This window comes from Variovorax sp. PMC12 (genome assembly GCF_003019815.1).
In the GTDB taxonomy this organism is placed as follows: domain Bacteria; phylum Pseudomonadota; class Gammaproteobacteria; order Burkholderiales; family Burkholderiaceae_C; genus Variovorax.
This window is the reverse complement of record NZ_CP027774.1, coordinates 886,497-900,428: the sequence shown is the minus strand read 5'-3', so window position 1 is coordinate 900,428 and position 13,932 is coordinate 886,497. Positions and strand designations below refer to the sequence as shown.

Here is a 13,932-nt window from a genome sequence, read left to right as displayed (position 1 = left end):
CAATGAAACACGAACCCATGGAAGTCCGCATGCAACGCAGCAGCACGGTGTCCCGGCGCAACACGAATTCTTTCTCTCCCTTCTTTCCCAGGGCCCGTCTCACGCCGCTGGTCCACGCCATCCTGGCGATGCTCGCCGCCACCGCCGCAGCAGAAAGCGCGCACGCACAGCGTGCATTCAGCAGCGCGTGGATGGCGCAGAAAAACATGGCGCAGGACGCCGCCGTGGCTACCGGCCGGCTGCCCAACGGCATGCCCGCATCGACGCTCACCAGTCCGCAGGCACAGCAGCAGCGTGCAAGCGAGCAGCTGCAGCGTTCCATCGGCAACCTCAACATCGCCGCGCGCGGAATCGCGGCGCAGCAGGCCGCGCAGGAAGCCGCGCGGCGTGCGGCGCTCGAGACCGGCACCAGCGTGCCCGACGGCCTGGCCGAAGGGGGCCTGCGCGTGGACACCGCCAGCCTCACGGCCGGCTGGGCCAATGCCAATGCGCCGGTGCAGACGCAGAACGGCGGCCGTACGCAGGTCACCGTCACGCAGACCGGTGAGCGCGCGATCCTGAACTGGGAGACCTTCAACGTCGGACGCAACACCACGCTCCGGTTCGAGCAGCAGCCCAGTTGGGCCGTGCTCAACCGCGTGAACGACCCGAAGGCACGCCCCTCGCAGATCCAGGGGCAGATCCAGGCCGACGGTACGGTGATGGTGGTCAACCGCAACGGCATCGTGTTCAGCGGCAGCAGCCAGGTCGACACGCGCAACCTGCTGGCCTCCGCCGTGGGCATGACCGATGCGCAGTTCAAGCGCGGCATCTACAGCGAGGCACTCGGCACCGGTTTCGTGCCGACGCTGGCCAACGATCTGACCGCGAGCGCCACCGCCGTCGCCAGCGGCAACGCCACGGGCGATGTGATCGTGGAACCCGGTGCGCGCATTTCCACGCGCCAGCCGCAGACCGTGACCGAGGGCGGGGGTTACGTGCTGCTGGCCGGACGCGAGGCGCACAACCGCGGCACCATCCTCACGCCGGGCGGGCAGACCACACTCGCCGCCGGCGACAGCTTCGTGATCCGCAAGGGCCTGGGCACCGACAGCAACCAGCAGTCGAGCACGCGCGGCAACGAGGTCACCCCCGCGCGCAACAAGGACAGCACCGCCGGCAGCGTCTCCAACTCGGGCCTGATCCAAGCGCTGACCGGCGACATCACGCTGACTGGCCGCACGGTCGAGCAATCGGGCGTGCTGCTGTCCAGCACCAGCGTCACCACGCGGGGCACGCTGCACCTGAACGCCACGGGCAATGCGGGCGAGGCCGATGCGCGCGTCACGCTCGCACCCGGCAGCGTCAGTGCCGTGCTGCTGGACGACAGCAAGGCCACCGCGCTCGACGTGCAGCGCGATGCGCTCATCAAGGAATCGGCCAACCTCTCGGACGGCGCGTACAACCGGCGTGACCTGTCGCTGGTGCAGATCGCGTCCAGCGGCAACGTGGAGTTCCAGTCCGACTCGATGACGCTGGCCACCGGCGGCCAGGTCAACGTGAATGCAACGCGCCGCGTCCATCTGGCCGAGCGCGCGGCCATCGACGTCGCGGGTGCGGTGGGCGTGCGCGTGGCCATGGCGTCGAACAACATCGAGGTGAACGTCCAGGGCAACGAGCAGCGCGATGCACCGGGCAATCGCGACAGCAAGAACCTGAACAACGCCAACCTCTGGATCGACCGCCGCTACCTGGTGCGCGTGCCCGCGGGCACCAACGGCTACGCCACCGAGCGCTGGTACACCGGCGGCGGGCTGCTCGAGGTGAGCGGCTACCTGAACACTGGCGGCCACGGCATCGGCGAGTGGGCCGCGTCCGGCGGCACCGTGGCCTTCGGCGGCGGCGAGCTCGTGACACGCGCCGGCTCGGCCATCAACGTGTCGGGCGGCTCGCTCGACGTGCAGACCGGCATGCTCAAGCAGAGCTGGCTCATGGGCAAGGACGGCCGGCTCTACAACCTGTCGAACGCGCCCGGCGACATGCTCTACACCGGTGTGTACCGTGGCTTCGAAAACCCGCACGCGCGCTGGGGCAAGAACACCACCGAGTTCTTCTACAACCCGTTGATCGGCGCGCGCGAGCTGCTGGAGAACGGCTACACCGTGGGCCGCGATGCGGGCCGCGTGATCGTGGGCACGACGTCGGCGGTGCTGGAAGGCGACGTCGAGGCCACCGTGTTCCAGGGCGACCGCCAGCGCAATGCGCCCGACGCGGCGCTCGACGGCTACCGGCAGTTGCAGACGGCGGCACCGCGCGCGGGCCAGCTCGTCATCGGCCAGCTGCGCCCGGTGTTCGACACCGGCACCGGCATGCTGCGGGACAGCCCGCAGGCCGCGGCCGAACGCATCGACATCGGCGCGGCGCCGCGCATCGCCAACAGCCTGCGGCTGGAAGACGCGCTGCCCGACGAACTGAACGGCAAGCTGAAGATCGACGCCGGCTGGCTCAACGGCCTGGCGCTCGGCGGCTTCAAGGCCTATGCCACCGGCGGCATCACGGTCGACGCCGACGTGGCGGTGGGCAGCGGCGGGAGCATCGCGCTGCACGCGACGCAGGTCGACGTCAAGGCGAACCTCACTGCGCGCGGCGGCAGCATCGCGCTGGGCAACATGGTCGGGCGGCTGCAGTCCGGCAGCACGACCAGCTGGCTCGACCAGCCGATTGCCGCCGAGCCGCCCAAGGGCTACACGCCGGGCGTGGACGTGGCCGGCGGCGTGGTGCTCGATACGCGCGGCCTCTGGACCAACCTGCGCAGCAACGCCGCCGACATCGGTGGCCTGCCGTACGTGAACGGCGGCAGCGTTTCCATCAGCAGCACGGGCGACGTGCGGCTGCACGCCGGCACGGTGATCGACACCTCCTCGGGCGCCGCCATGATGGCAGATGCGTCGCTGCAGGGCGGGCGCGGCGGTGACATCACGCTCAAGTCGAACCAGTACGACGCCACCGGCCGCGGCGCAGGCGCGCTGCTGCTCGACGGCGAGCTGCGCGGCCACGGCGTCAAGGGTGGCGGCACGCTGAGCATCGACACCGGCATCGGCGTGGCCATCGGCGGCGGCGTGCTCGCCAACCCGGGCCGGCTGTCGGCGGGCGAAGCGGTGCCGGTGCACCTCACGCTGGCGCAAGCCTTCACCATTCCCGCGGGCACCGTGCTGCCGCAGGACTTCAGCTACGTCGCGAACACCGTCGCGCCGGGCGAGGCGCTGAAGGTCATGCCGGTGTTCTCGCCCACCCGCGCCTACACGCTGCCCGCCGACTGGGTGGTGCCCGCCGCGACCGTGGCCTGGGAGTACGTGGTCGTCTACAGCAAGGCCGGCAACATCTACACGAGCGGCGGCACGGTGCCTGCAGGCACCGAGCTGGTCAACATCTCCGGCAAGATGGCGCCGGGCTACGTGGTGCCCGCCGCCGCGTTCCCCAACGGCATGCCGGTGCCCGACTACACCGCCACCGTGGCTGCGGGCACGCCGTTCGCGCGCGATGTGGTGCTGGGCGCGGGCGCGCTGCTGATGGCCGGCAACCGGCTCCCGGTCGACGTGGCGGTCAAGCCGCTGCTGGTGCTCGACGACGGCCTTTTCCAAAGCGGCTTCTCGCGCTACAGCGTGAGCGCCCAGCAGGGCGTGCAGGTGGCCGGCGGCGCGCGGATCGACGTGGCCATGCCCGTGCTGCGCGCCGACGTGGCCGCGGCGCGCGCCACGGCCACCGGCGCCGATCCATCGGCGGTGCTGCAGCGCTGGCTGCCGCCGCTGTGGCAGGAAGATCCGCTCAAGGGCGTGCTCACGCAGCGCGCCGGCGCCGATCTGGCGCTGAACGCGGGCTCTGTCTACAGCCAGGCGCCATTGGCGGTGGGCCAGGGCAGTGCAATCTCGGTCGATCCGGGCCGCGCGCTCACGCTCACGGGCAACGGGCAGATCACCATCGACGGCACGCTCAACGCATGGGGCGGCCGCATCGGCGTGCTGCCGGGCGCCTTTGGCACTGGCAACGACGTGAACCGGCCGTCCGGCGCGGCCAATGCCACCTCGATCTGGATCGGCGACCACGCGGTGCTCGACGCCGCCGGCCGCGCCGACACTGCGGTCGACTCGAAGGGCCGCGTGTACGGCCGGGTGGGCAAGGGCGGACGCATCGAGATCGGCGCGGCCTACAGCGCCGACGCGCGCCTGGTGGACGCGGCCGACGCCTTCGTGGTGCTGCGGCCCGGCGCGCGGCTCGATGCATCGGGTGCCGCGGCGCGGCTGGACCTGCCGGGGCGCGGCACGGTGGAGGTGACCAGCGACGGCGGGGTGATCTCACTGGCCTCGTACCGCGGCATGTTCCTGGACGGGAGCCTGCGCGCGGCCGCCGGCGGCGCGGGTGCGGCCGGCGGCACGCTGGCGCTGAGCCTGGAGACGCCCAACTACGGCGTGGTCGGCAGCCAGGACCTGAAGGGCATCAACGTCGACGACGCGGTGCGCGTGCCGCGCGAGCTGGTGCTGGCGCAGTCGCAAGGCGACAGCGGTCTTTCGGCCGGCCTGAAGGCGGGCGAGCGCGAGGCAGCGCTGGCCTACGGCCACGCCCGCATCGGCGTGGACCGCATCGCCGCGGGCGGCTTTGACAACCTCTCGCTGATGGCCAACGGCCTCGCGAGCTTCGACGGCAACATCGACCTGCGCCTGGGCCAGAGCCTGCGCCTGACGGCCAGCGCGATCGACTTGGCCGAAGGCGCCGCTCCCGGCGCGCAGGTCAACCTGGCCGCGCCTTACATCCGCCTGGCCGGCAGCACGCGCACGCAGGCCGACAACTACATCATGCCGAACCCGGTGCGCGGCTCGAAGAACGGTGGCACCGGCGGCGGCGCGCTCGGCCTGCCGCTGGTGGCCGAAGGCTCGCGCCTGTCGCTGGACGCGCAGCTGATCGACATCGTCGGGGTGGTCAACACCGGCGCGCGCGGCACCATCGTCCAGAACGCGGCCGAGCCGCTGGTGGTCGAACGCAAGGCCTTCGACCAGATCGCGATGCGAAGCGGCGGCGACGTTCGCCTGTCGCAGGCGGCCACCTTCTACACGCCCGGCAACCTGACGCTGGCGGCTTCGCAGATCTACCCCGCAATGAACGACAGCGGCAGCTTCTTCGTGGGCGAGCGCGGCGGGGTCGATGCATACGGCACGCTGGTTCGCGAGTTCGATCCGGCGCGCAGCCTGACCATCGAGCGCATCGATCCCTCGGCACCGCTACCCGCGCAGCCTTACTCGGTGTTCGGCAGCCTGAGGTTCGCCGCGGCCACCGTGAACCAGGGCGGCGTGGTGCGTGCGCCGCTGGGCGAGATCACGCTGGGCGCGATCGGGGGAAGCTCGCTCACCGGCGAGGTCAACCTGCTGCCCGGCAGCGTCACCTCGGTCAGTGCCAACGGCCTCACGATGCCTTATGGCGGCACGCTCGACGGCCTGAGCTACATGCACGATGGCAAGGACGTGGTGTGGAAGGGCGTGGGCAACGACCCCTCGGTCACGCTGGCCGCGCACGCGGTGAGCGTGCGCGAAGGCGCCGTGCTCGACCTGAGCGGCGGCGGCGAGCTCACCGGTGCGGCGTTTCTCGCAGGGCGCGGCGGCTCGACCGACGCGCGCATGAACCCGCTGGTGCAGACCACCGCGCGCGGCACCTTCACCCTGCCTGGCCTGGCCACCAACCCGGTGTACGCCATCGTCCCGGGGGCGCAGGCCGGTTATGCGCCGCTGGTCGCCGAGCATGGCGCGGGCGACCCCGCGCTGGGCCGCCAGATCACCGTCGCCGCAGGCGTGCCCGGCCTGCCCGCCGGCACCTACACGCTGCTGCCCTCGACCTTCGCGCTGCTGCCCGGCGCGTTCCGCGTCGAGCTCAACGGCTTGGCGCCGAACCTGCCGCCCTCGGGCGTGACGGTGCCCATGCGCAACGGCTCCTACGCCGCCGCGGCGCAGCTCGGCACGGCCAACACCGCCATCCGCGACACGCTGCCCACGCAGGTGTTCGTGACGCCGGCCGACACGCTGCGCAGCTACTCCCAGTACAACGAGACCTCCTACGCCGACTTCGCGATCGCGCGGGCACAGCGCGACGGCGTGCCGCGCCCGCTGCTGGAGCGCGATGCCAAGATGCTGCGCCTGGACCTGGCCGCGCCTGCCAGTGCCGGCGCGACCAGCGACGCCCCGGCGCTGCGCTTTGCCGGCCAGGTCGACTACACGCCGGGTGCGGGCGGCTTCGGCGGCAGCGCGCTGCTGGTCGGCGGTTACGGCAAGCGCTACGAAGTGCTGGCCGATGGCGCCGCGCCCACGCCGGACTTCAAGGGCGTCTCGGTCCATGCCGGCGCGCTCAACGCCATCGCCGCGCCGCGGCTGGGCATCGGCGGGCTGCCGAGCGTGAGCTACGTGGACTACACGGGCACCTCGCAGCGCGCCAACATCGCGAGCTTCCTCACCGGCGCGGCCGACATCGTGCTGCGCGAAGGCGCCGTGCTGCGTGCCGGCGAAGTCTTCTTCGTCACCAACACCAAGGCCGGCGGCATCGTGATCGAGCAGGGCGCGGGCATCAACACGCTGGGCCGCGGCCGCGCGGCCTGGGACTCGCGCGACGGCTTCGTCTACGCGCCGGGCACATCCAGCGTGCTGGCGGTGTCCAACGGCTGGCTCGACCTGTTGGCGCCGGGCTTCAGCAATTCGCCCGACGCCGGCGCCGGCCGCATCGACATCGGTGGCTGCGCGAGCGGCTCGCTGTGCCATGGCATCACGCAGCTCTACTCCGAGGGCACCATCGCGGCCTCGACCGACCAGAGCTTCGAACTGCGCGACGCCTCGCGCTACGGCACGCGCAACCTCGTGCTGTCGGTGGGTGGCATCAACGTCGGCAGCGAGGCCGCGCTGGCCGCCGCCGCCGCGCGCAACGCCCTGCCGCCGGGCCTCACGCTGAACCAGGGCATCCTGGACCGGCTGCTGCGCGGCGACCCCTCGAGCGGCGCGCCCGCGCTGGAGAACCTCGTGCTGACCGCGCGCGACGCCGTCAACTTCCACGACTCGGTCGAGCTCTCGACCATCGACCCCGCCACCGGCCGCTCGTCGCTCGAGCGGCTGGTGCTCGGCACGCCGGCCATCTACGGCGCGGGCGGTGCGGATGCGCTCGCGCGCATCCACACCGGCATCCTGGTGTGGAACGGCGCCGCCACGTCGCCGGGCCTGGTGGCCGCGGGCGGGGCGGGCAGCGGCAGTGGCCGCCTGCAGATCGACGCCAACCAGATCGAGTTCGGCTACGGCCCCGGCAGCCGGCCCGACACCCTGCACGGCATGGACCGGCTGGTGCTCGGTTTCGGCGAGGTGGCGCTCAACGCCAGCGAGCGCATCACGGCCAACCACACCGGGTCGCTGTCGGTCTACCAGTCGCAGGGCGCGTGGGACGACGCGCTGAAAGGCTACGCGTTCACCGGCGGCAACCTGCGCATCCAGACACCGCTGCTCACCGGCCAGGCCGGCTCGGTCAACAAGCTCAAGGCGGGCGGCGACATCGTGCTGGGCGCCCCGGCGGGCGCGGTGGCGCCCGCGCTCTCGGGCCAGGCGCTGGCCCAGGCGCTCGGCGCCGAAATCGGCTTGGACGCCGGCGGCAACCTCACGCTGGCCAGCCGCATCGCGCTGCCCAGCGGCAAGCTCACGGCCTCGGCCGGACGCCACCTGCGGCTGGACGACGGCGCGCAGCTCGACCTCGCGGGCCGCCGCATCGACTTCTTCGACGTGCCCAAGTACAGCTGGGGCGGCGACGTGGTGCTCGAAAGCCGCGCCGGCGACGTGCGCCAGTCGGCCGGCTCGCGCATCGACATCTCGGCCGAGCAGAACCGCGCTGGCAAGCTCACGGTGCTGGCGCTGGGCGAAGGCGCCGGCACGGTCGCGCTGAACGGCGCCATCGCGGGCGCGAGCAGCGGCGGCTACGACGCGGGCGGCACGCGGGTGCCGTACGCGGCCGGCGGCGCCGACATCCGCGGCCAGCACATCGACGACTTCGTGGGCCTGAACCGCCGCCTCACCGAAGGCGGCGTCTTCGGCAGCCGCAGTTTCCAGTTCAAGCAGGGCGACCTTGCGGTGGGCGACGAACTCAAGGCGCGCGAAGTCAGCGTGTCGGTCGACGGCGGCCGGCTGGCCGTCAACGGAACGATCGACGCCAGCGACGAGCAGGCGGGCAGCATCCGCCTGGCCGCGCGCGACGGCGTGACCATCGGCGGCGCGGCCGTGCTCGACGCCCACAGCCGCGTGCTGCGCGTGGACAGCTACGGCCAGCCGATCGAGGCGCCCAACCGCGCCGTCATCGAGATCGACGCGGGAAGCGGGCGCTTGGTGCTGGAGAACGGCGCGCGCATGGACGTGCGCGCGGGCACCGACGGCGCGGCGCAATCGCTGGGCACGGTGGAGCTCAGTGCGCAGCGCCTGGGTGGCGCGCGCGGCAACGACATTGCCATCGACGCGAGCGGGCAGGTGCGCATCGACGGTGCGCGCAACGTCACCGTGAACGGCTTCTGGACCTACAAGGACGCCGCCGTCGGCACCGACGCCGCGGCCGACGGGCGCCCCTACCAGGTGGTGGACCAGGCCTACCTGGACGCCAAGCATGCGGACAGCGTTGCCTTCATGGGCAACGTGCTGGCCAACGGCGACCTCGTGAACAACCGCCTGGCGGGCCTGCGCGCCTACGGCGACGCCTTCCATTTGCGCCCCGGCGTGGCCGTGGTCAGCGCCACGCCCGACGGCGACCTGCACGTCGACGGCGACATCGACCTGTCGGGCTACCGCTATGCGAGCGTCAACCCGCGCACGCAGCAGACCGGCACCTACGGCTCGGGCGAGTCCGGCGCACTGGTGCTGCGCGCGGGCGGCAACCTGAACGTGTACGGCAGCATCGCCGACGGCTTCGACACCTCCGTGCTGCAGCCCACGCCGAGCGACAACGGCTGGGTGCTCGTCAGGGGCCGCGTGCCGTGGGGCGGCGACGTGGTCGTGCCGCACGGCGGCATGGCCGAACTGGCCGAGGGCACGTTCTTCCAGTCGGGCCGCACGCTCAACTACGCCTTGCCGATGCAGGCCATGAGCCTGCGTGCAGGCACCGTGCTGGCGGCTGCCGCCACGCTCTCCGACGACTTCGTGCTGCCCGCGGGCACGGTGCTCGGCGGCGCGGTGCGCGATGCGGCGGGCAACGTGCTGCACGCGGCCGGCACAGTGCTGGCGCAGGCCGTCACACTGCGTGCCGGCATGAAGCTCGACGCCGGCAACCGCCTGCCGGGCGATGCGCGCGTGGCGGCCATGACCTGGCCGGCCGGCGTGCCGCTGCCGTTCCCGGTCGGCGCGGTCAACGATACACCCAGCCCCGACTACAACGGCGACGGCCTGCCCGACGTTCCCGCCAACGGCGTGATCCTGGCCGGCTCGCTCAAGCTGGCCAAGGGCGCCGTGGTGCCGGCCGAAACACTGGTCAAGCTGCCCGACGACGCGGTCTTCGTGAACCTTCGCCCGGCCGACGCCAACGGCAACCAGGGGCGCAACCTCGCCCTGGCGCCGATGCTGGCCGAGGGCTCGCAGTCGTGGTCGATGCGGCTGGTGGCCGGCGCCGACACGCAGGCCGCCGACAGCCGCGCGCTGCGCCCGCGCCGCGCAGGCAGCTTCCAGGGCCAGTTGCTGATGGCCGACACGCACTACGGCATGGGCAGCGGCCTGGCGCTGCAGGCGCCGGTAGCGGGCGTTGCGGGCCAGTACTACTGGATGGGCGACTCGCTCAACCAGATCGGCGCCGCGCCTGGCACGCTCGCCAACCCCGACGACTGGGGCGGCGAAGACGCGTTGTGGGCCCTCAACGACATGGGCCTGGGCAATCTCGTGACCTGGGCGCCCCTCGGGTCGATGCCCAAGACCGTGCCGGTGCCGGCCACGCAGCAGCTCTTCAGCGTGCTGCGCACCGGCACCGGCGACCTCGACCTGCTTTCGGGCGGCGACTTCACCATGAGCTCGCCGTACGGGGTGTACACCGCCGGCACGCAGGCCCGTGGCGTTGCCGCGGCCTACAACCTGCCGCGCTCCCGGATCGACGGCACGGTGCTCGGCGCCGACGGCGCGGCCTACGAGCCCTTCGTCGACGGCGGCGCACAGAGCCTGTACCGCGCCTGGTACCCGGAGCACGGCGGCAATGTGCTGGTGCGCGCGCAGGGCGACGTGCGCGGCGACCTGATCGGTCAGCGAGGCAGCCAGTTCCGCAACGATGCCATCGGCAACATCAGGCCCATGCCTGCGAGCGCCGACGTCGGCAACTGGCTGTGGCGCCAGGGCACCGGCAGCGCGGTGTCCGGCAGCGAGGGCGTGCCCACCGCGTGGTGGATCAACTTCGGCAGCTATGTGTCCGGCCCGAGCAGCGCCTACGACCTGTTCGGCACGGCGCCGTTCATGACGGGCTTCACCGGCATCGGCACGCTCGGCGGCGGCAACCTCGTGCTGGAGGCGGGCGGCGACGCCGGCATGCTGACCCGGCGCATGGACCTGGCCGGCAGCTTCGTGTCACGCAGCACCGGCCTGAACCTGGTGGTGGGCGGCACCGGCCGCGTGTCGGCAGACGGGCAGCAGCTGACCCTGGCCGGCGGCGGTGACCTCGACGTGCGCATCGGCGGCCGGCTCAACCCGGTGGCCGAGCTACGCTCGTTCCCGAACACCAACGACCCCACGCCTCAGACCATTTACCAGGGCGCCCGCCCCGACCTCAACAGCACCTTCGTCAACCTGCGCGGCGCGCTGCGCGTGCAGGCCGGCGCGGTCGGCGGCATCGAGCTGCGTTTCGACCGCGCCGACCCCGAGGAGTCGCGCGCCTACCAGGTCTACACCGCCACTTCGTCCATCGCGGGTGGCGGGCCCTTGCTGGTGCCCGGCGACGCGGCCGTGCGCATCGATGCGCGCGGCGACCTCGTGCTCGGCAGCGTGGGTGACCCGGGCCGGGTTGCGCAGGTCAACAACGGTACGCCGTTCGTGGGCGAGGGCGTGCAGCGCGCGGGCGAGGGCTTCAGCTGGTTCTCGCTGTGGACCCCGGCCAGCGGCATCGACTTGTTCAGCGCCGGCGGCAACCTTGCGCCGTCGACCGCCATCGTCGGCGAACGCAGTCGCGCCGACGGCCAGGCCACGGACGGCCGCTACATGGTGCCTTCGATGTTCCGCGCGGTCGCGGCCAGCGGCAGCCTGTACTACGGCAACTCGATCAGCGGCGCCGTCGACGGCAGCAACAAGGCCGTGCAGTCGCCAGTCGGCGTCATGCTGGCGCCTTCGCCCGTGGGGCCGCAGTTCACCCATGCGGGCGCGGGCCAGCTGGAGCTGATGGCGGGCGATTCGATCTATGCGGGCGGTTACGCGTTCACGCAGTCGGGCGCCGACCCTGCCGGCTTGCCGACACCGTTCAACCCGGGCTTCAGCGGCAGCCTGGAGCGCACCTGGTTCGGCCCGCGCAAGCTCAGCAACGTCAGCCCCGACGCACTGGCACCCAGCGTCTTCCTCGATACCTACAGGCCAGGCGAGGGCAACCAGCGGTATCCGCTGTTCAGCCTCGAGTCGCCGAGCGCTTCGGGCGACAGCGTGCCGGGCCAGCAGCCGGCGCGTTTCTATGCGGTGGAGGGCGACGTGATCGGCGTGCGCACCGGCGCCATCGTGTACCGCGGCGCGGGCAGCAACGGCGGCATTCCCGGCGCACTGCCCACCTGGTACGAAGGCGGCGGGCCGGTGGCGCTGCGCGCGGGACGCGACATCGTCAATTCGGGCACCGGCCTGGGCGAGTACGAGATGGCGCCCGTCGAAGCGCTCGGATGGACCACGCAGGTCAACCGCGCCGATGCGAGCGCGCCGCTCAAGCCCATCGCGATGGAGTCCGGCAGCGCGCGCGGCAACCTGATCGTGCACAACAACCCCGACGACGTGTCCGTGGTGTCCGCCGGGCGCGACGTGCGCTACAGCAGCTTCTACGTGGCGGGCCCCGGCCTGCTCGAAGTGACCGCGGGGCGCGACGTGTACATGGCCGACAAGGGCGAGCTCAAGAGCATCGGCGCGGTCGCGAACATCAAGCCTGGCGATCGCAGCAGCGGCGCGGGCATCGCGGTGGCCGCAGGCGTGGGGCGCAACGGGCCTGACTTTTCGGCCTTTGCCGCCCGCTACCTCGATCCGGCCAACCTCGCTGCCGCCGGTCAGCCGCTGGCCGATCAACCGGGCAAGGCCGTGGTGGTGTATGGCGACCGGCTCACGCTGGCGCGCTGGTTGCAGGCGCAATTCGGTTACGGCGGTGACGAGGCCGGCGCGCCGGCCTACCTCGCGAGCAAGCAGGCCGAGATCGACAGTGCCTACCAGCAGTCGGCGGGCGGTGCCAGCGGCGGTGCGCCGAACCGCGACCTGCAGCGCGAGTACGGTCTGACCAGCCAGCTGCATCTGGTCAACTGGTTGGAAGAGCGCTTCGGCGACGGCAAGCGCAACGGCCTGGGCCTGCGCTTCGACGCCGCGTCCACGGATGCGCGCGCCTTCTTCGCTGCGCTGCCGGCCGAGCAGCAGCGCGCCTTCCTGCGGCCCGTGTATTACGCCGAGCTCAAGGCCGCGGGCCGCGAGTACAACGCCGCGGGCGGCCCGCGAGAGGGCAGCTATCTGCGCGGGCGCGAAGCCATCGCCACGCTGTTCCCCACGCACGACGCGCAGGGCAAGGCGATCGAGCGCCAGGGCGACCTGACCATGTTCAGCAGCGCGCTGTACTACGAGACCGTGGTCAACGGCATCCCGACGACGCGGCCCAAGCCCGGCGTGAAGTACCTCACCAAGGCTGAGTGGATCGCCATCGGCAGCCCGGGCTACGACGTGCCGCATTACGAGGTGCAGGACGCGGGCATCCACACCGACTTCGGCGGCGACATCCGCCTCATGGTGCCGGGCGGGCGCACGCTGGTCGGCGTGGACGGCGGTTTCGTGCCGGGCGAAGGCTCGGGCGTGCTCACGCAGGGCGCGGGCGAGATCGAGATCTTCTCGAACGGCAGCATCCTCCTGGGCCAAAGCCGCATCTTCACCACCTTCGGCGGCAACATCCTTGCTTGGTCGGCCCAGGGCGACATCAACGCGGGCCGGGGCTCCAAGTCGACCGTGGTGTACACGCCGCAGCGGCGCGCCTACGACGACGTGGGCTTGGTGAGCCTGTCGCCGACCGCGCCCAACACCGGCGCGGGCATCGCCACGCTCAACCCGCTACCCGAAGTGCCGCCAGGCGACATTGACCTGATCGCACCGCTGGGCACCAGCGACGCAGGTGAGGCCGGCATCCGCGTGTCGGGCAACGTGAATCTGGCGGCGCTGCGCGTGGTGAATGCGGAAAATATCCAGGTGAAGGGTCAGTCGGTGGGCATTCCGGTGATCGCGGCGGTGAACGTCGGCGCGCTCACCAACGCCAGCGCCGCGGCGTCGCAGGCGGCCACCGCCGCGCAGGACGCGGTGCAGCGCGACCGCGCGGCGCAGCGTCAGGCGCTGCCGTCGGTGTTCACGGTGCGCGTGCTCGGCTTCGGCAACGAAGGCGCGGGCGATGCGGGCAGCAGCGACAGCGGCACGCGGCGCGAGCACAGTGGCGCGGCCTACGATCCCAAGGGCGTGGTGCAGGTGCTTGGTGCCGGCGCGCTCACCACAGCGCAGATGCAGTCGCTGACGCCGCGCGAGCAGCGCGGCCTGAAGCAATGAACGACTGACCTCGCGCGTCATCCGAAAGAAGAAGGGCCTCCCGCGCGGAGGCCCTTCTTCTTATGTGCGCAGAACCGGCCGAACAGGACCGCTGCCTGATTTCTTGATGAAGTTTTCGTGACAAACGACAGTCGCCGCGCGCGCTGCCCGTCTAGATACAGGTACGCAGCAGCGACATGAA

Annotated in this window: 1 protein-coding gene; it reads left to right on the top strand. The window is 71.9% G+C overall.

All coding sequences use genetic code 11. The features are described 5' to 3' along the window. Positions 1 to 29 precede the first annotated feature (29 nt). Entirely contained in the window at positions 30 to 13,751 is a 13,722-nt protein-coding gene (locus tag C4F17_RS31515) for a filamentous haemagglutinin family protein (protein WP_234383065.1), read from the top strand. The last annotated feature ends 181 nt before the right edge of the window (positions 13,752 to 13,932 follow it).